The following is an 18,411-nucleotide window of genomic DNA, read 5'->3' as shown; positions in this document are numbered from 1 at the left end:
GAGAGCTTAATCATGAGTAATACGCTGCGCATTCGCTTGCTCTTGGCCATGCAGGCCGCTTTGCTGGGAAGTGTTAGTTCAAATATTCGAGTTATTAGCTGTGGATTCGACGGTGACGACGTAAGAATCAAGGTCATCTTCGATGGCGCGATTCCGGAGTTGGATCGCGGAATCATGGATGAAGTTGGAACTGAGCTGGCCTCACATTTTGATGGCGCAAGCGTCGAGGTGGAGTGCGCAAGAATTGACGCCCCACAAGATTTTCGCGACTGTTTGCTCGACTGGTGCGTGTATCTACGCAGAGAGTAGTTCGGGAGGCGGGAGATCAGAAATGAATTGGCGTTACGTCTACGCGAGCCTTGAGACTTGGTTCGTGATCTGCGTGGCCTCGGCTTGCAATGCCGGATTTTGGTCATTTTTAGTGGCGAGTATCTGCGGAATGGGGATTGGATTTAATGACAACGAATCGCTAGTAGTGATTGGCCTTCCATTGTTCATTATCTTATTTGTTATTTTCGCAAGATTTTTACCGGAGTCATTGAGAAAGGCCGGAATGTTGAGTGATAAACCAGAGCGGTTCGTTCCATGGTTAAAATAAAGAGACTGATTGACCGCGTGTCACTCATAAACGAGCGAAGCATTATCGTTGTGGGATGCATATCTATTGCATCCAGTGGGCTATACGCGTTCATATTGGGCGGGGGCGTGAGGTTTCTACTTGGAATGGATGAGAGATTTTGCTTGATCTGGATTAGCCTTCCGGCATTCATCTTTTTGTTGATCGTTCATGTCGTTGTCCTCCCTAAGCATCTACAAGAGGCAGGGCTGATAGATTAGGGGCGCTGGCCGAGCGTATTTTCCGCCGACCGTGCTCGATAATCCAGATAGCGAACATCCGGCGCGTAACTGTGAGATGAAGGCTTTGCGAGAAATATCGGATAGAGAAAGGGGCTTACTGCTACATCTTGGCGAGGTTGCAACGATTCCAGAGGTGCAGTTACTCGTTCGTCACCATCAAAAGCTGCTCGTCGAACCGCTGGACGATGGAGGCATGGGGAGCTTTCGTATATGCCTACCGCACGAGTACGAAGATGTCCAACGAGGAATAGTTGGGGCGACATTGAAGTCGAACGACTCCGACGGAGTCCTCCTCGTGGCGACGTTATACGTAAACGATCGATCTTATCCCTGCGAGGTTGATATTTGGAAGGTCGATTTCTCTCCAACTATTCGACTACCGGATAGATGGGATGTTGAAGATTTTCCCCGTTTCCCCGGTTCAGGAACTGGGTGAGGCAAAAACCGAAGGTCATCATCAAGGATCCGAGCTGATGGTGATCGTGATCTGAAGTATCTCAATGAAGAAGAAAAACCTTCCCGCCATAAGTGGTTGGCAGTCTTTCGCCGGGCTGTTGCTGGCCAGTCCTGCCGTACTCGCACAAGCCCTCCCGCCTGGGCAAGTAGCAACAACCGCCGCCGAGCAACAACAACTCACCCGCCAGCAACAAGAAGCCCGCGAGCGTGCGCAGGTCACTGAAGCCCCGGGCGTACGCGCGCAAGAGATTGCGCCGCTCGCATACCCGGTGCTTCCCTCCGAGACCCCGTGCTTCCGCATCGACCGTTTCGTGCTGGAGGTTCCTGCGGACCTGCCCGACAGCGTTCAAGCACAAGGCGCCTCCGCATTGCCGCAGGACCCGTTCGCTTTTGCCCGGACGTGGCTCGATCACTACCAGGGCGCGTGCGTCGGCAGGCAGGGGCTGGATCTGCTGGTCAAGGGCGTATCGCAAGCCGTTCTGGGCCGGGGCTACGTGACCACGCGCGTGTTGCTGCCGCAGCAGGACCTGAGTTCCGGCACGCTGCGGCTGGCGTTGATTCCCGGTGTGATCGGCGAGTTGCGCTTTGCAGACGCTGAAACGCGTGGCACATGGAAGACAGCTTTCCCGGCGCGCTCGGGCGATTTGCTGAACCTGCGCGATCTGGAGCAGGGGCTGGAGCAGATGAAGCGCGTGGCCAGCCAGGATGCCGATATGCAGGTGGTGCCGACTGCCGTGCCCGGCGTCAGCGATGTCGTGATTACGGTCAAGCGTGCGAAGCCATGGACGGTGGTTGCATCGGTCGACAACTCGGGCACGGAGGCCACCGGCAAGTGGCTCGGCAACCTGAGCGTCGGCATCGACAACCCGCTGGGCCTCAATGATCTTTTCAACGTCGGCTATATGCAGGACCTGGGGTTCGGCAACCGTACGCGTGGCACGCACGGCTGGAATGGTTTCTATTCGGTGCCGTGGGGTTACTGGACTGGCACGCTGTCCGCTTACTCGAACACGTATTACCAGCAGATCGCCGGGGTCAATCAGACCTTTATTTCGAGCGGAAACTCGCAGACGGTGGATATGAAGCTGCAGCGCGTGATCCGTCGCAGCCAGAACGATGTGCTGGGACTGCAGTTCCGGCTGTCGCGCCGTTTTGGCCAGAGTTTCATCGAGGACACCGAGATTCCCCAGCAGCGTCGCAACAACACGCTGGTGGAGGCCGGTTTCACTGACCGGCATTACTTCGGCGCTGCACAGTTCGACGGCAGTCTCGTCTTCCGGCAGGGCATCGGCGGATTCGGGGCCCAGCCCGATACGCTGGCCGTCAATGGCGGGCCAACGTGGCGGTACAGCATGGTGGTGGCCGATGCCAATCTGTCGGCGCCATTCAGGCTCGGCAATCAGGCACTGCGCTATGTGACGACGTTCCGGGGCCAGTACACCGGCAATCACCTGTATTCGTCGGACATGATGACCATCGGCAGCCGCTACACGGTGCGTGGTTTCGACGGCGAAATGCTGCTGGCGGGCGACAGCGGCTTCTACTGGCGCAACGAGCTGCAGGCACCGATTGCGAACACCGGGCTGGCGCTGTACGCGGGGCTCGATTACGGGCGTGTATTTGGGCCATCAACGGCCGGTCTCGTGGGAACGCAGCTTGCCGGCGCGGTATTGGGCCTGCGCGGCGGGTTCGGGTCGCGGTTCGGGCGGCTGTCTTATGACCTGTTCGCGGGGATGCCAGTGTATAAGCCCGCCACGTTCCAGACGGCGGATGTGACGGGCGGATTGCAGGTTACCTACCAGTACTGATCCAGGTTTTGCTGATCAGGTGTGTCTTGAGCCACGGCCCGGATTCCGCCATGGCCGTGGCTATATGCGACGCACACAAGACCGCCTCGCCCCCTCAGAGCTTGTACCCAAACCGCCGCAGCAAGCCCTTGCGGTCGGCGATGTCGGCTTCGGTTTCGATGCCAAGTGGCGGTTCGCCGTCGACGACGCCAAGCACAGCCCTGCCCAGGTCGGTCTGCGCGATGATGACCTGCGTCGGGTTTGCCGTGGCGCAGTAGATGCGGCACACCTCCGGCACCGCGCGCACCGCGCCGAGCACATTGACGGGAAAGAATCCGTCGCCAAGGAAGATCAGGAACGTGTGGCCGGCGGCAATCGCCGTTGCGTTCTGGCAGGCCAGGTCGATCATTGCCTCGTCGGTTCCTGACCAGCGCACCAGCCGCTTGCCGGAGGCTTCGCAGAAGGCGATGCCGAACTGGATGCCCGGGACCGTGCCGACGAGCGCTTCATGCAGGTCCTCGACAGTCTTGATGAAATGCGATTGTCCGAAGATGAAGTTGGTGGCTTCCGGCTTTGTCACCGGCACCATGCTGAGTTCCATGGCCTCGCTCCCGCGTTGGTCCGCATGCAGACAATGGTAGGTTGCGAGCCCCCGATTTCAAGCCGGGCGGCCGGAGCGGGTGTGGACGCTGGATGAGGAGGCCACTATTCCGTGGTGCTCGGGCTCCAGAATGCCTGGCTTACTGCCTCGGATTCGGCTAGCCGCGCCACCACGGCATCCAGTTCATCGCCATCGACGGAAGTGGCCATAAGCACGGCTTCGATCTCCACGTCGCTCGCGCCGAACGCGTGCACCACCAGATCGCGCGTGGGATGGTTGCTGGCCTCCAGCGCGTCCGTCAGCATCGCCAGTGCTTCTTTCTGGCGATGACGCGGCGTGATCACGTACACCGTGTTGGTGACCTCCACGGCCGGGGTATCGATGGGCTGCTGGTTGATGCGATGAACGACGGGGCGCAGCAGCGTGTTTGCCGCCAGCACGAACAGGCAGCCCAGGCCCGCTTCGACGATCAGGTCGGCCCCCGCGCATGCGCCGACCGCGGCCGAGCCCCATAGCGTGGCGGCCGTATTCAGCCCACGCACATTGCCTTCTTCGCGCATGATGACCCCGGCACCGAGAAAGCCGATGCCGGACACCACATAGGCCACCACGCGCACGGCGCCATCATGGCCGGCCAGCCGATTGGCCATGTCCACGAAGATGGCGGCGCCCACGGCCACCAGCACGTTGGTGCGCAGGCCGGCCGTGCGCTGCCGGTATTGGCGTTCGTATCCGATGACCCCGCCCAGCAGGAAGGCGGTGATCAGGCTGATGCCGGTGTCGAGGAGTGAGTCAACGTTGATGTTCTGGATGGCTTCGATGGACATGCTCAACAGCAATGGAAACTGCAATGGAAATCATGGCGGAGGTATTCCGTGGGGGCACGGAGTTACCAGAGCGTGCGGCAGAACCGGACGGCCGCATCGGCGTACTCCCGATCGGTCATCGGGGCGTCGCGGTGGCCGGCCCGGCCAGACGATTTCGCGGTTGAGGTGTCCGACTGCACCCGGGTGCGCAGGAACGGGGATGCCAGACGTTCCGTGAGTGCGGAGGTCCGGGTGGTGGAAAAGAGGAATTTGCGCATTTCCGACTCCTTGGCCATCCGGCTGGTCCGGACAGCGTGGCCTGCGAGGGCAGGCGAGTGCGAGTGGCGCGCGGCGGGCGGAGGTGCCCGGTGTTGCCGCTGCGTGACTTGCGATGGATCGATGCAAGCCAGCGGCAAAGGGAATGCGGGTGGCTTGCTTAACCTTGTTTCGAATCTTGCTTCGAAGATCGACTAGAGCAACTGTCCATTTGAGGGACTCCTCAGGTTTGCTTTGACGGAACGGAGCTTATCAACGGGGTGCCGCTGCGTACACTGAATTCTTCTTCAGGTTGTTCAGGTGTTTCAGGCCTTCAGGCTCTTCAGGCGCTCACGCGTCGGATTCCTGATGCGCGAGCGGGATCCTGACCGTGAAGACCGCGCCGCCGCCCGGCGCGTTGGCGGCCTCGATATGCCCGCCCTGAGCGTGAATGATCGATTGCGACAGCGCCAGGCCAAGGCCCACGCCCTCTGCATCCGATGCCCGTGCGCCCGCGCCGCGGAAGAACCGGTCGAACAGGTAAGGCAGTTCGTCCTGCGGGATGCCGGGCCCTTCGTCGGCAACCTTCAGCAGCGCGTCCTGCGCGTCCGTGGCGCAGTCGACCGTGATCTTGCCGCCCCGGGGGGAGAACTTCAGCGCGTTGTCCACCAGGTTGGCCAGCACCAGGCTGACCGATGCGTGCGCCACCCTGGCGCCGGCCGCCGCATCGTTGTGCACGACGAAATCGACCTGCCGGTCGCGGGCAGCCGGGCCCGCGCGCAGCAGCGTCTCGGCAACCAGCGTGTTCAGCGCGGGCGGCTCGCCGGCCGCGCCGTCCTGACCCGCATCGAAGCGCGCCAGCACCAGCAGTTCCTCGATCAGCCGGGTCAGGCGGCCAACTTCGTCCAGGCAGGAGCGCAGCGTATCCACATACTCCTGGCTTTCGCGCGGGCGCCGCAGCGTTACTTCGATCTCCGTGCGCAGCCGGGAAAGCGGCGAGCGCAACTCGTGCGACGCATCGGCGGTGAAGCGCCGTTGCTGGTCAAACGCGTGCTCGAGCCGGTCGAGCATCGCGTTCAGCGTGTCCACAAGCTGGCCGATCTCGTCCGAGGCGCCCGGATGCGGCAGGCGTTCGCCGAGGTTTGCGTCGCCAATAAGCTGGGCCTGTTTCACGACGTCGTTGATGCCGCGGAACGTGCGCCGCGTGAGCACGACCCCTGCCGCGCCGACTGCGGCCAGCAGCAGCGCCGCCATGATGCCGAACAGTATCGTTGCCGATTCCAGCACGCCGTGCACGTCGTCCAGCGATCCCGCCACCTGGATGACGACGGGCTTGCCGTTCGCCATTGCCGGGAGGGACACCATGCGCATCGGCTCCTCGCCGAAGTTCGGCAGCGTTTGGAATACCTCCTGTCCGCCCGATGCCAGCTCCGCCAGCAGCGCGGGCGGCGCGGGCAGGCTGGCATCGCCGAGGTTGGCGCTGCGGGACAGCACCTCGCCCCTTGCGTTGACGATCTGCACCAGGCGGTCCAGGCGCACGAGCGAGGGCGGCGCCGAGCCAGGCGGGCGCTCATGCACCCGGACAGGCTGCCCGTGGCTTTCGGCCTGCATGCCGGCTTCGGTCTCCGCCAGCGCCAGCAGCGCGGCATCAAGCTGCCCGTGTACCAGTCGGGAAAGCTGCCACCACCCGGCGAACGCCGAGCAGGCAACGATCACGACGATGACGGTCCAGTGCGTCAGGACCAGCCGCTGCCGGAAGTTCAGCACGTCAGGAGGCTCCCGCAGGTGCGAGCCGGAACCCCTGGCCACGCACGGTATGGATAAGCGCCGCCATGCCCGGAGGGTCGAGCTTGCGGCGCAGGTTCTTCATATGGACGTCAATCAGGTTGTCGATGGCAATCAGGTCCGCGTGCCAGATATGTTCGGCAAGCTGTGCGCGGCTGACCACTTCTCCGGCGTGGGTCACCAACAACTTCAGGATCGCGTACTCCTTCGGCGTGAGGTCCAGCCGGACGCCGGCACGTGTGACTGCCCGCGATTGCGGGTCGATGACCAGGTCGTCCAGTGTGATCTGCGCGGGTTGTGCCAGCTCCACACGGCGCAGCAACGCGCGCACGCGCGCCAGCAGTTCCTCGAATACGAATGGCTTGGTCAGGTAATCGTCGGCGCCGGTGTCCAGGCCGGCGATGCGGTCCTCCACCGCGTCGCGCGCGGTCAGCATCAGGATCGGCGTGCGCACGCCCTGGGCGCGCAAGTCCCGGCAAAAATCGACGCCGCTTTTGCCGGGAAGCATCCAGTCAAGAATGAACAGGCTGAAGGCGGTGCTGTCGTGCAAAGCGGCCATGTCAACCGAATGCGCCGTTTCCACGTCATAGCCTTCTTCCTGAAGACCGCGAGCCAGCAATCGCGCTGCCTTCTGGTCGTCATCTACTAATAGGATCCTCATGGGTTGGCCTTTTCGGGTCGGGGCAAATTCTATCAGCCCCCTAAACGGCCAGTTGCACGCACGCCCCCGCCTGAAGAAGAATTCAGGGTGCGTCGCAGCATGCATGCGTACCATTGGCAGCAAATTGCCGCATGTGGCGGTTTCATAACTTCTTACGTATCAGCTCGGAGTAAATGATGAAAAACAGGCCAGCCCTTCCCGGGCGCGCTGCCTACTGGCTTGCCGCACTGATCGTATTGGTTCTTGTTGGCGCAGGAGTCTGGACGCTGCGCGCCAAGGAAGAAAAGAAGCAAGCGGAGCCTCCCGTCGCCGTGCGCCATCAGGGCGAGCGCCTGGTGGTGCCCCCCGATTCGCCGCTGCGCCGTACGCTGGTGGTGGCTGCCGCCACACGTGAAACCGTGGCTGCGCCGTTCAACCTGCCGGCCATCGTGGAGGCGGACCCGGCCAGGCTGGTCAAGGTGCTGCCGCCGCTGGCCGGCCGCATCGTTACGCTGAACAAGCAGCTTGGGGATTCGGTAAAGGCCGGCGATGTGCTGTTCTCGATCGATTCGGCAGACCTGGCGCAGGCCATCAGCGATGCCGGCAAGGCCCGCGCCGCGCTGACCATGGCGCGCCGCAACCTGGACCGCCAGCGCGAACTCGACAAATCGGAGATCGCCGCCAAGCGTGATTTCGAACAGGCCCAGAGCGACTACGACCAGGCCGCCAGTGAATCGGAACGCGCCAACGCGCGCCTGGCCCAGCTTGGCGCCAAGGGCGGCGGCGCGGCGCAGGTGACCGGCGGCCATATCCTGACCGTCCGCTCGCCGATCAATGGCCGCGTTGTCGAACTAAATGCCGCCACCGGCGGCTACTGGAACGATGCCACCGCATCACTGATGACCGTGGCCGATCTCTCCCATGTGTTTGTCACGGCGAACGCGCAGGAAAAGGACCTTGGCCACGTGTACGTCGGCCAGTCGGCCACTGTCAGGTTCGATGCCTACGGCGAGCCGCAGCCGGGCAAGGTGCGCTACGTGGGGGACATCCTTGACGCCGATACCCGCACGACCAAGGTGCGCATGGTGTTCGACAACCCCGACGCCAAACTGAAGCCCGGCATGTTCGCGCAGGCCACGTTCCTGGCGCAGCCGCACGAAGGCATCGTCATTCCGATGTCGGCCATCGTCCAGAGCGGGTTCTACACGCGCGCATTCGTCGAAGTGGCGCCGTGGCAGTTCGAGCCCCGCGTGATCAAGCTTGGCGCGCAGGTTGGCGACCGCATGGAGGTGAAGTCGGGACTGTCCGCGGGCGACCGCGTGGTGGTGAAGGAAGGGGTGCTGCTGAATGATTGAGCGCCTTGTCACCCTTTGCTTCAACCGGCGCGGAATCGTGGTGCTGGTGTTCGTGATGGTCGCGCTGTACGGCTGGTATGCGTGGAAGCAACTGCCGCTGGAAGCGTATCCGGACATCGCCGATACCACGTCGCAGGTGGTCACGCAGGTCAACGGCCTGGCCGCCGAGGAAGTTGAGCAGCAGATCACGATCCCGCTCGAACGCGAAATCATGGGCGTGCCCGGCATGCACGTGATGCGTTCCAAGAGCACGTTCGGCCTGTCCCTGATCACCGTGGTGTTCAAGGACGGCGCGGAAGACTACTGGTCGCGCCAGCGCCTGCAGGAGCGCATCAGCAGCGTGACGCTGCCGTACGGCGCGCAGCCGTCGCTCGATCCGCTGACCTCGCCGATCGGTGAGATCTATCGCTATACGCTGGTATCGAAGACCCGCGATCTGCGCGAGCTGTCCGAGCTTCAGTTCTGGAAGGTCATTCCGCGCCTCAAGCAGGTGGCGGGCGTGGTGGATGTGGCCAACTTCGGCGGCCTGACCACGCAGTTCATGCTCGAGTTCGATCCGGTGATGCTGTCGAAGTACAACATCTCGCTGAACCAGGTCACGCAGGCGATCTCGCAAAACAACGCCAACGCCGGGGGCAGCATTCTCAACCGTGGCGAGCAGGGCATGGTGGTGCGCGGCGTGGGGCTGATCCGCAACCTGGACGATCTCGGCAATATCGTCGTCACGCAGAAGAATGGCGTGCCGGTGCTGGTCAAGGATCTGGGCCGCGTCGTGCTGGGCAACCCGGAGCGGCACGGCATCCTGGGCATGGACAAGAACCCGGACACGATTCAGGGCATCACGCTGCTGCTCAAGAACGAGAACCCTTCGGTCGTGATGGAAGGCGTGCATGAAGCCGTACGCGACCTGAACGAAAACATCCTGCCGAAGGACGTCAAGGTGGTGGCGTACATCGACCGCAGCAATCTCGTCGAGGCCACGGTGCACACGGTGGGCAAGACGCTTCTCGAGGGCATGCTGCTGGTTTCGCTGGTGCTGCTGCTGTTCCTGGGCAGCCCGCGCGCGGCCATTATCGTGGCCATCACGATTCCGCTGTCACTGCTGATGGCGTTCATCCTGATGCACCACTTCAAGATCCCGGCGAACCTGCTGTCTCTCGGCGCGATCGACTTCGGCATCATCGTGGACGGTGCCATCGTGGTGATGGAAAACATCCTGCGCCGCCGTGAGGAAGACGCGGAAAGCGAACTGCACGGCCGGGACATCATGCAGTCGGTGTTGCAGGTGGCGCGTCCGATCTTCTTCGGCATGGTCGTGATCATCACGGCCTACCTGCCGCTGTTCGCGTTCCAGCGCATCGAGTACAAGCTGTTCTCGCCGATGGCCTTCGCCGTGGGCTTTGCGCTGTTCGGCGCGCTGCTGGTGGCGCTGCTACTGATACCGGGGCTGGCCTACTGGGCCTACCGCAAGCCGCGCAAGGTGTTCCACAACCCGGTGCTGGCCTGGCTGGCGCCACGCTACGAGGCATTGCTGGAGCGGCTGGTGGGCCGTACGCGGACGGCGATTGGCATTGCGGTGGCCACGCTGGTGGGCGTGATGATCCTGGGCGCCACCATCGGACGGGACTTCCTGCCGTACCTCGACGAAGGATCGATCTGGCTGCAGGTGACCCTGCCGCCGGGGATCTCGCTCGACAAGGCCGGCCAGATGGCGGACAACCTGCGCGCGGCGACCTTGGAGTTTCCCGAGGTCGAACACGTGGTGACGCAGGTCGGCCGCAACGATGAAGGCACCGACCCGTTCACGCCGTCGCATATCGAGACGGCCGTGACGCTGCATCCGTACAACACGTGGACCACGGGCCGCGACAAGCAGCAACTGATCGAGGCGATGTCCGCGCGCTTCCGTGAACTGCCGGGTACGCAGGTGGGCTTCTCGCAGCCGATGATCGACGGCGTGCTGGACAAGCTCGCTGGCGCGCACAGCGACCTGGTGGTCAAGGTGTACGGCAACGACTTCGTCGAGACGCGCCAGGTTGCCGACGCAATCACGCGGGTACTGAAGGACGTTCAGGGCGCACAGGACGTGATCATCGACCAGGAACCGCCATTGCCGCAGGTCCGCATCGACGTGGATCGTGCAGCGGCGGCGCGGCTGGGTATCAATATTGCCGACGTGATGGCGCTGATCCAGAGCGGTATCGGCGGCAGCCCGGTGACGCAGGTGTTTGTCGAGGACCGCAGCTATGACGTGGTGGCGCGCTTTGTCACCAGTGCGCGGAACAATCCGGAGGCGATCGGCAACCTGACGTTGACCGCCGCCAACGGCGCGCACGTGGCGCTGGCGCAGGTGGCCCGCATCCGCCTGGCCGAAGGCGAGACCACCATCACGCGTGAAATGAACAAGCGCCACCTGACCGTCCGCCTGAATCTGCGCGGGCGGGATCTGTCCTCGTTCCTGGACGAGGCCAGGGAGCGCATCGACAAGGAGGTGCCGTACGACCACACCCATATCCGGGTGGCATGGGGCGGTCAGTTCGAGAACCAGCAGCGCGCACAGGCGCGTCTGGCTGTGATCCTGCCGATGGTGCTGGCGCTGATGTTCGTGCTGCTGTTCGGCGAGTTCAAGAACCTGCGCCAGCCCGCGCTGATCCTGATGGCGGTGCCGCTGGCCACGCTCGGCGGCCTGGTGGCGCTGCACCTGCGTGGCATGACGCTTAACGTGTCGTCCGCCGTGGGCTTCATCGCACTGTTCGGTGTGGCGGTGCTGAACGCGATCATCATGATCGCCAACCTGAACCGCTGGCGCGATACGTCCGGCGTAAGCCTGAAGGATGCCGTGATCCGTGGCGCGGGCGAACGGATGCGTCCGGTGCTGATGACGGCGACCGTGGCGGCGCTGGGTCTGATTCCAGCCGCGCTTGCGCACGGGCTGGGCAGTGACGTGCAGCGCCCGCTGGCCACGGTGGTGGTGGGCGGCCTGATCACGGCCACTGCGCTGACGCTGGTACTGTTGCCAGCGCTGTACTACCTGATCGAAGCGCGCGCGGCGAAGCGCGTGCGCGCGGAAGAGCCGGTCGGATTTGGCCCTGCCAGCGAAGGGGAACTGTAATGGCAAGAATCACTTCGATCAGCCTGGCCGCGCTGCTGGCGCTGGGTACCGCCGGTTGCGCGGTTGGCCCGGACTTCCAGCGGCCAGCCGCGCCGGATGGCGGACGCTATACGGCAACCGACATGCCAGCCGAGACCGCCTCTGCGGCCACCGAAGGCGGGCAGGCGCAGCAGTTCGCGCCGGGGCAGGATGTGCCCGCGCAATGGTGGACGATGTTTGGTTCCAGCGAACTGAACACGCTGGTGGACGCGGCGCTGCAAGCCAATCCGGACCTGCAGGCCATGGAGGCCGCGCTGCGCGTGGCCCGCGAGAACGTGGCGGCTCAGCGCGGCGCGTTCTTCCCGAGCGTCGATGCCGAGTACACGCCGTCGCGCCAGAAGATCGCCCAGATCATTGCCAGTCCGCTTTCCGATAACAGCGACCTCTTCACGCTGCACACGGCACAGTTGAGCGTTTCCTATGTGCCCGATGTGTTCGGTGGCACGCGCAGGGCGGTGGAAGCGGGTGTCGCGCAGGCCGATGTCGCACGCTTCCAGTGGCAGGCGGCGTATCTGACGCTGACGTCGAACGTTGTGAATGCGGCAATCCAGGAAGCGTCGCTGCGGGCCCAGATCCGCGCGACGCACGACGTCATCACGCTGTCCACGCGCCAGCTCGAAGCCGTGCGCAAACAGCAGCGCACCGGGCAGGTTGGCGCCGCCGAGGTGGCTGCGCAGGAAGCTGCACTGGCCCAGGCCGAAGCTACGTTGCCGCCGCTCGAAAAACAGCTCTACCAGCAGCGCAACCTGCTGGCGGTGTTGACCGGACGCCTGCCGAGCGATCCGGTTTCCCAGCAGTTCGAATTTGCATCGCTCACGCTTCCCGGTACGCTGCCAGTGAGCCTGCCGTCGCGGCTGGTCGGGCAGCGCCCCGATGTTCGGGCGGCCGAGGCGCAGATGCATGCGGCCAGCGCGCAGATCGGCGTGGCCACGGCCGCGCGCCTGCCCAACATCACGCTAACGGCAAGCCTGGGCAGTGCGTCGCAGTCGATCGGTGACCTCTTCACGGCCGGCACCGGTTTCTGGGGCATTTCGGCCGGGTTGATGCAGCCGATCTTCAAGGGCGGCATGTTGTTGCATCAGCAGCGCGCGGCGGAGCAGGCCTACAAGCAGGCCTCCGCGCAGTACCGCAGCACCGTGCTGACGGCATATCAGGGTGTGGCCGATTCGCTGCAAGCGATCGAGGTTGACGCCCGGGGGCTGCAGAAGGCGTTCGACGCCGAGCGCGCCGCGTACCGCAGCTTCGACATCGCGCAAAAGCAATGGAAGGCCGGACAGATCGGCTACCCCGCCGTGATGCTGGCCGAACAGACGTACCGGCAGGCGTCGATCACGCTGGTACAGGCACGTGCGAGCCGCTATTCCGATACCGTGGCGCTGATGCAGGCGCTGGGCGGAAGCTGGGAGGACGAGCCGGGCAAGGCACAGGGGAACGCGGCAGGGAACGCGGCAGGGAATGCGGCGGGGAGTGCGCCGGAGAACAAGCAGGGCGGTTGATTCAATGTCGCGTCCGGGCGGTGGCAGGCACCTGCCGGCTGCCCGGTACGCGTACCGTGACGCGTGTCCCGTGCCGGGCGGCTTCATCGGCATAGCCAATCGTCACCACGGCCCCCGCGCGCTCGGCAATCGCGCTGACAATGGACAGGCCCAGTCCTGATCCGGGTGCCTCGTTGCCGGGAATCCGATAGAACGGGTCGAAGATCCTGCCGCGCTCTTCGGCAGTGATACCGGGGCCGGAATCGGTGACGGCCATCTCCACAGTGTCCGCCGTAATTTCGACTGACAGGTCCACGCGGCCATGCTCTGGCGTGTAGCGGATCGCGTTGTCGACGAGGTTTTTCATCAGCGCGATCAGGTCGACTTCCCGGATCAGCACCTGCGCATCGGTTTCACCGACCACGCCGATATCGATATGCCGTGAATCGGCCAGCGGCATCAGATGCTCCAGCACCTGCCGGAACACGTGCCGTACCGATACGGCCTCGGTGGCCGGTGCGGACGCCGATTGCACGCGGGCAAGGCTCAGCAACTGCTCCAGCAGGCCGCGGCTGCGCTCGATGCCGCGCCGCAGCGTTGCCAGCCGGGTTCGCGCTGAATCCGACATCTCCGCATGATCGAGCCGGTCCGCTTGCAGCGACAACGCAGTCATGGGCGAGCGCAACTCGTGCGCTGCATCGGCAATGAACCGGCGCTGCATTTCCATGGCCTGAGAGACCCGGGCAAGCATCCGATTAATGGCGACGACGAACGGGCGGACTTCGGCCGGAAGCTGATCGTCCGGCAGCGGGTAAAGCTCGTGGTCGCCGCGCCGATCGACCTCTCTGGAGAGTGTGGCGATGGGGCGGAACATCTGGCGCACCAGATTGGCCACGATGAGCAGCAGAACGGGTACGAGAATCAGGAACGGCAGCACGGTAAGCAGCGCACTGTTGCGCGCAATCTCGTCGCGCATGCCCGTTTCCTGCGCAACGGCAATGCGCTCGCCGGTGGGCAGCGTCCGGATCAGCACCCGGTACGACTCACGGTCGATCCTGAACGTCCCCAGCCCATCGGGTGCGCTGGCGGGCACGGCCAGCATCTGCCTGCCGCCGCCGCCCGGGGTAATCGTTTGCACGATGACGCGGGCTTCCTCGTCGCTATGCGGCAGCCGGCCGGCATCGGCCAGATGCGGTGCGGGCAGGTGCTGCGCGTCGAACAGCATCGAAACCTGCCGCAGCAGGTCGTCCTGCATGCCGTCCGCTTCGTGATAGGCGGTGGCGAAGGAGACGATGCCCCCTACCAGCGCAACCGCCAGGATCGCCAGCGAGACCCACAGCGAGATCCGGCTCTGGACCGAGTTCTGTTTCGCGTTGGTCAGCTTGTTGGTCAGCCTTCCTTTGCCACCTGCCATCCCGCCCCCCTGACATTCCTGATGACGGTGGAGCCAAGTTTCTTGCGCAGGCTATGGATCAGGAACTCGACCGCATTGCTCTCCACTTCCTCGCCCCAGCCATAGATGCGCTCTTCCAGCTCCGCGCGGGACAGGATGGCGCCCGGCCGCGCCAGCAGCGCCTGCAGCAGCGCAAACTCGCGGTTCGTGAGTTGCTGCGGCGATGCGCCCGCAACCGTGGCCTGGCGCGTGGAAAGGTCCAGCGACACGCTGCCATTGCCGAGTACGGAGGATGCCATGCCGCTCTTGCGGCGCCACACCGCGCGCATGCGCGCGAGCAGTTCGTCCATCTCGAACGGCTTGACCACGTAGTCGTCAGCGCCGGCATCGAGCCCGCCAATGCGGTCCTCTAGCGCGTCCCGGGCCGTGAGGATCAGTACCGGGACGGCATTGCCGCGCGCGCGCAGCGACTGCAGCACGGACAGCCCATCCTTGCGCGGCAAGCCCAGATCCAGCAGCACCACGTCATAGTGCTGGGCTTCCAGCGCGTGCAGCGCATCCTGTCCATCCTCGACCCAGTCGGCAGCGCAGGATGCATCCTTCAGTGCATCCTGAACTACCTGCCCGATCATTCGGTCGTCTTCGACCAGCAGTACCCGCATTGGCCATCTCCATGCCTGTCAGGATGCATCATAGTCCTGCTCAGTGACTGGCGCGGGACGCGGCGCGCTGGGGCAGCATGATGATGCAGATCACCATGAACGAGATCAGCGCGGCCGAGGCAGAGAAGCGGCTCAGCGCCAGCCCGCCAGACTGCAGCGGCTTGTCGAGGAAATCGCCAACCACGGCGCCAAGCGGCCGCGTAAGGATGAAGGCCGCCCAGAACAGCAGCGTGCGCGAGATGTTGCTCCAGTAGTAGGCGGCAGCCAGCACGGCCAGCAACGTGCCAAACACGACAATGCCGCCCGTGTAGCCAAGGCCGATCGAATCGGCGGTCCAGTCCCCCAGCGCCGTGCCCAGCGTCTGCGAGAACATGATCGTCACCCAGTAGAACAGCTCGGCCTTCGGTGAGTTCACGGTATCGACCGATACGGTGCCCATCGTGCGGTACCACACGGCCAGCGAAAGCAGCAGCAGCGTAAGCAGTATCGCGCTGCCGCCGGCATAGCCGATGCCGAGCGAACGGTCGGCAAAGTCCGCCAGCGTGGTGCCGACGGTGGTCGTGGCAACGATCGTCACCCAGTACATCGCGGGGCTATAGCTGCGCGCGCGGATTTGCGCCGAAACCGCGATCAGGAAGACTACGGCGAAGATCGCGGTGCTGACCAGGTAGCCAAGGTTCAGCGACATCGAAAGCGCATCGCCGCCGGTTTCGCCGAGCGTGGTTGCTGCGATCTTGATGATCCAGAAAGCCAGCGTTATCTCAGGCACCTTGCTCAGGGCCTGGCGAGTGGTGAAAGTATTCATGGCGTGTCCATTTTCAGGAGGCCGTTTCAAAATGATTCTGGCGTCGTTGCGGGGCCTTGCCGTACTACTTGTACTGTCTGCGGCCCCGCGCCTAGCCAGAACCGCTTCGCTTCATTTTGAAACGGCCTCCAAAGCTTCAGTAAAGCCTTCGTTAAGGCTTCATTAATAAAAAGCGCCGTGAGGCATGACCCGCAGTTTGGCGCAGGAGTCTTAGCGCAGGCATAGCGGCGCTAGCCGAAAGCCACGCGGCAACAACTCCTTACAAAGCTCCTGGCGCAAATGTGTCTGCAACGTCAACGACATGTGTGCGTTCCCGTTACACGTCATAACCGCGCTAACACTTCGCAAAGAGAACGCGAAGCAAGGCGCCGATAGACTGCACGCAGGAGGTACAGCAATATGAAACGAATCATGGTGGCCGGCATTCTGGCCGGTGTGGCAGCACTGGCATCGGGCTCCGCGTTTGCCCACGTCGACGTTGGCATCGGTATCGGCATCCCCGGCGTGGTCGTGGCCGCGCCGCCGGCGCCCGTCTACTATCAGCCGGCGCCGGTCTACGTCCAGCCGCCGCCCCCGGTAGTGGTGGCCCCGCGTCCGGTAGTGGTGGCGCCGGGCTACTACGACGGCTGGCGCGATCGGGAATGGCGCGAGCACGAATGGCGCGAGCATGAGCGCCGCCGCGAATGGCACCGCTGGCACGAAGACCGCGACTGAGTCGACCGAGTCGACCGAGTCGCACGGTACGCTGCGGGCTGGCCTGCGACGCTACGGCAGCGGCACCTCGAAGATCCACTTCAGCGTCCACTTGTCCGCCGCATTCGACAGTCCGCGGCCGACACCGAAGTTGAATGGCAGGAAGCCCCGCGTGACGTCGATGGCGAGGTACAGCACCTGGGACTGGCTGGGGCCCATGGCCGGATGATTGAGGCGCCCCAGGTCCATGTAGTACTCGAGCCCGGCCCGCACGCCGGGGATGATGGTGCGGGCCGCCTTGAAGGCGGGCTCGAATGCGGGAACACCACTCTTCGTGGGGCCGGCCAGATCCCAGTCCAGCACCGGGTTGAACGAGAACAGCCAGAGCGGGTCCTGGTAGCCGAAGATCGGACGCAGCTCCAGCGTACGGGTGGACTGGTCGAAGCGTTGATCGACGTGCGCAACCTCGACGTTTGCGCCGGCGTAGTAGCCGGTGCCGTCCACGGGCTGCAGCGGCAGCCATTTCACGCGAACCTTCGGGCCCGTCACGTAGTACGTGTTGTCACGCGTCAGCACGGTCGGGATATACAGCCCCAGCTCCCACGTCTGCGACAGGCCATAGGAGAACTCGGCCGTGGCACGCCAGCCGTGCGGGTTCGTGACTTCGCCGGGATAGGACGGCTGCGAATTCCCGCTTGGCGTGGTATTGACATGGAACTCAAGCCCGAACTCGCCCGGGGCATTGATATCGGCCCCATACACCTGGATCTCGTCCGGCAGCGCCGCACGGGCCGGCGTTGCGCAGTACATCGGCGCAACGGTGCACAGCGCGAGTCCAAGCCGGTGCCAGGCATTCATCGAGAATCCCGCGGGGACGACGATGCGTGGATGATAGGCGAGATATGCTTCGGTCGCCGTAATGCCGCGTGTGGAACCTGGTGGGAATGATGAAGGTAATGAGAGGTATTGCGATCCGCGAATTCCCCGGCCCACCCCGGCGCCGCTTCTAAGGCTTGATGAACCCCTCTGTTGCTGCGCGCACCACGGCCTCTACCCGCGTGGCCACACCGAGCTTTTCCCTGGCCCGGTCGATATGGAAATCGACGGTGCGCTTCGACAGGCCCAGGATCGTCGCGATTTCGCCGGAGGTCTTGCCGCGTGCGGACCACGACAGCGCCTCGATCTCGCGCTCGCTCAGGCTTACGTTCTGCTGGCTGCGATGTTGCGGTTTGCCGGCACGTGACAGCCGCGCTTCGATAATGCTCTCAAGGATGTCAAAATCGACGGGTTTGGTGACATAGTCATCCGCGCCGAGGCGGCGGCCCTTCAGTTCGGTATCGCGCTGGGCCAGCGCGGTAAGGAAAACGAAAGGAACGTCGGAAAAGCGCGGGGCAAGGGCGCGCAGCTTGGACAGGACTTCGAAACCATCCATGACCGGCATGCCGACGTCACACAGGACAAGATCGGGCGGCGTGCGCAGAATGGCGGCAAAGCCTTCCTGGCCGTCATGGGCGACGGTCACCGCAAACCCTCGCTCGGCCAGTTCCTCGGCAATCAGCGTGGCGGTTTCTGCATCATCCTCGATGCATAGAATCTGGCGGGGAACGTTGCCGGTGGCTGCGGTCATCGGGGCTGTACTGTATTCAGCGGGATCCGATACGTCAACCGAGCGTATCTTCACAAACTTCA

Annotated in this window: 16 protein-coding genes; 6 read left to right on the top strand and 10 right to left on the bottom strand. The window is 63.7% G+C overall.

Annotated features, from left to right (window positions below):
* Positions 1-12 precede the first annotated feature (12 nt).
* A complete protein-coding gene (locus B552_RS0104080; protein ID WP_019447738.1) occupies positions 13-309 on the top strand; it encodes a hypothetical protein in 297 nt (98 codons plus the stop codon).
* Positions 310-1,358: 1,049 nt separating this feature from the next.
* The gene (locus tag B552_RS0104065; protein WP_026035305.1) at positions 1,359-3,122 is read left to right on the top strand and encodes a ShlB/FhaC/HecB family hemolysin secretion/activation protein; all 1,764 of its coding nucleotides are present in this window, start codon (positions 1,359-1,361) and stop codon (positions 3,120-3,122) included.
* 94 nt (positions 3,123-3,216) lie between these two features.
* Here the strand turns inward: B552_RS0104065 and B552_RS0104060 are convergent, their stop codons facing one another.
* From B552_RS0104060 to B552_RS0104040, 5 genes are all read right to left on the bottom strand, one after another.
* Positions 3,217-3,702 (bottom strand): adenosine-specific kinase, encoded by a 486-nt coding sequence (locus B552_RS0104060; RefSeq protein ID WP_019447733.1) that lies wholly within the window; start codon positions 3,700-3,702, stop codon positions 3,217-3,219.
* Positions 3,703-3,806: 104 nt separating this feature from the next.
* On the bottom strand, positions 3,807-4,529 hold the full coding sequence (locus B552_RS0104055) for an MgtC/SapB family protein (protein ID WP_202802744.1): 723 nt from the start codon (positions 4,527-4,529) through the stop codon (positions 3,807-3,809).
* 62 nt (positions 4,530-4,591) lie between these two features.
* Positions 4,592-4,786: a hypothetical protein gene (locus B552_RS0104050; RefSeq protein ID WP_019447731.1), complete on the bottom strand. Its 195-nt coding sequence runs from the start codon at positions 4,784-4,786 to the stop codon at positions 4,592-4,594.
* A gap of 328 nt (positions 4,787-5,114) precedes the next feature.
* Entirely contained in the window at positions 5,115-6,530 is a 1,416-nt protein-coding gene (locus B552_RS0104045) for an ATP-binding protein (RefSeq protein WP_019447730.1), read from the bottom strand.
* A 1-nt stretch (position 6,531) separates the two neighbouring features.
* Positions 6,532-7,209 (bottom strand): response regulator transcription factor, encoded by a 678-nt coding sequence (locus B552_RS0104040; protein ID WP_026035303.1) that lies wholly within the window; start codon positions 7,207-7,209, stop codon positions 6,532-6,534.
* A gap of 176 nt (positions 7,210-7,385) precedes the next feature.
* Here B552_RS0104040 and zneB point away from each other — a divergent pair, with 176 nt between their 5' ends.
* The 3 genes from zneB to B552_RS0104025 are packed head-to-tail and all read left to right on the top strand — an operon-like array spanning position 7,386 to position 13,190.
* Entirely contained in the window at positions 7,386-8,543 is a 1,158-nt protein-coding gene (zneB, locus tag B552_RS0104035; protein WP_019447728.1) for a zinc efflux RND transporter periplasmic adaptor subunit ZneB, read from the top strand.
* Positions 8,536-11,655, top strand: a complete 3,120-nt coding sequence (locus tag B552_RS0104030) for a CusA/CzcA family heavy metal efflux RND transporter (RefSeq protein WP_019447727.1) — start codon at positions 8,536-8,538, stop codon at positions 11,653-11,655. Before zneB ends, B552_RS0104030 begins: the two co-directional genes overlap by 8 nt.
* Entirely contained in the window at positions 11,655-13,190 is a 1,536-nt protein-coding gene (locus B552_RS0104025; RefSeq protein WP_019447726.1) for an efflux transporter outer membrane subunit, read from the top strand. Before B552_RS0104030 ends, B552_RS0104025 begins: the two co-directional genes overlap by 1 nt.
* Before the next feature lies 1 nt (position 13,191).
* On the opposite strand, the gene B552_RS0104020 is transcribed toward B552_RS0104025, so the two are convergent.
* The 3 genes from B552_RS0104020 to B552_RS0104010 are packed head-to-tail and all read right to left on the bottom strand — an operon-like array spanning position 13,192 to position 16,029.
* Positions 13,192-14,583, bottom strand: a complete 1,392-nt coding sequence (locus B552_RS0104020; RefSeq protein WP_019447725.1) for an ATP-binding protein — start codon at positions 14,581-14,583, stop codon at positions 13,192-13,194.
* Positions 14,559-15,224 carry a response regulator transcription factor gene (locus B552_RS0104015; RefSeq protein ID WP_019447724.1) on the bottom strand — a complete coding sequence of 222 codons (666 nt, stop codon included), beginning with the start codon at positions 15,222-15,224 and terminating at the stop codon, positions 14,559-14,561. Before B552_RS0104015 ends, B552_RS0104020 begins: the two co-directional genes overlap by 25 nt.
* A 40-nt stretch (positions 15,225-15,264) precedes the next feature.
* The gene (locus B552_RS0104010; RefSeq protein ID WP_019447723.1) at positions 15,265-16,029 is read right to left on the bottom strand and encodes a membrane protein; all 765 of its coding nucleotides are present in this window, start codon (positions 16,027-16,029) and stop codon (positions 15,265-15,267) included.
* A gap of 399 nt (positions 16,030-16,428) precedes the next feature.
* Here B552_RS0104010 and B552_RS0104005 point away from each other — a divergent pair, with 399 nt between their 5' ends.
* Positions 16,429-16,743, top strand: a complete 315-nt coding sequence (locus B552_RS0104005) for a hypothetical protein (RefSeq protein ID WP_026035302.1) — start codon at positions 16,429-16,431, stop codon at positions 16,741-16,743.
* Positions 16,744-16,794: 51 nt separating this feature from the next.
* Here B552_RS0104005 and B552_RS0104000 read toward each other — a convergent pair whose 3' ends face one another.
* The gene (locus B552_RS0104000; protein WP_019447721.1) at positions 16,795-17,580 is read right to left on the bottom strand and encodes a hypothetical protein; all 786 of its coding nucleotides are present in this window, start codon (positions 17,578-17,580) and stop codon (positions 16,795-16,797) included.
* Positions 17,581-17,728: 148 nt separating this feature from the next.
* A complete protein-coding gene (locus B552_RS0103995) occupies positions 17,729-18,349 on the bottom strand; it encodes a response regulator (protein WP_019447720.1) in 621 nt (206 codons plus the stop codon).
* Positions 18,350-18,411: the final 62 nt, after the last annotated feature.

The sequence above is a fragment of the Cupriavidus sp. BIS7 genome, assembly GCF_000292345.1.
Classification (GTDB): Bacteria; Pseudomonadota; Gammaproteobacteria; order Burkholderiales; family Burkholderiaceae; genus Cupriavidus.
The sequence above is the reverse complement of the archived record's forward strand: the minus strand, read 5'-3'. Positions and strand labels throughout refer to the sequence as shown.

Bases quoted from the DNA above. Each gene is read 5' to 3' on its own strand.
- B552_RS0104080 (WP_019447738.1), top strand. From the start codon at position 13: ATGAGTAATACGCTGCGCATTCGCTTGCTCTTGGCCATGCAGGCCGCT.
- B552_RS0104065 (WP_026035305.1), top strand. From the start codon at position 1,359: ATGAAGAAGAAAAACCTTCCCGCCATAAGTGGTTGGCAGTCTTTCGCC.
- B552_RS0104060 (WP_019447733.1), bottom strand. From the start codon at position 3,702: ATGGAACTCAGCATGGTGCCGGTGACAAAGCCGGAAGCCACCAACTTC.
- B552_RS0104055 (WP_202802744.1), bottom strand. From the start codon at position 4,529: ATGTCCATCGAAGCCATCCAGAACATCAACGTTGACTCACTCCTCGAC.
- B552_RS0104050 (WP_019447731.1), bottom strand. From the start codon at position 4,786: ATGCGCAAATTCCTCTTTTCCACCACCCGGACCTCCGCACTCACGGAA.
- B552_RS0104040 (WP_026035303.1), bottom strand. From the start codon at position 7,209: ATGAGGATCCTATTAGTAGATGACGACCAGAAGGCAGCGCGATTGCTG.
- zneB (WP_019447728.1), top strand. From the start codon at position 7,386: ATGAAAAACAGGCCAGCCCTTCCCGGGCGCGCTGCCTACTGGCTTGCC.
- B552_RS0104030 (WP_019447727.1), top strand. From the start codon at position 8,536: ATGATTGAGCGCCTTGTCACCCTTTGCTTCAACCGGCGCGGAATCGTG.
- B552_RS0104025 (WP_019447726.1), top strand. From the start codon at position 11,655: ATGGCAAGAATCACTTCGATCAGCCTGGCCGCGCTGCTGGCGCTGGGT.
- B552_RS0104020 (WP_019447725.1), bottom strand. From the start codon at position 14,583: ATGGCAGGTGGCAAAGGAAGGCTGACCAACAAGCTGACCAACGCGAAA.
- B552_RS0104015 (WP_019447724.1), bottom strand. From the start codon at position 15,224: ATGCGGGTACTGCTGGTCGAAGACGACCGAATGATCGGGCAGGTAGTT.
- B552_RS0104010 (WP_019447723.1), bottom strand. From the start codon at position 16,029: ATGAATACTTTCACCACTCGCCAGGCCCTGAGCAAGGTGCCTGAGATA.
- B552_RS0104005 (WP_026035302.1), top strand. From the start codon at position 16,429: ATGAAACGAATCATGGTGGCCGGCATTCTGGCCGGTGTGGCAGCACTG.
- B552_RS0104000 (WP_019447721.1), bottom strand. From the start codon at position 17,580: ATGAATGCCTGGCACCGGCTTGGACTCGCGCTGTGCACCGTTGCGCCG.
- B552_RS0103995 (WP_019447720.1), bottom strand. From the start codon at position 18,349: ATGACCGCAGCCACCGGCAACGTTCCCCGCCAGATTCTATGCATCGAG.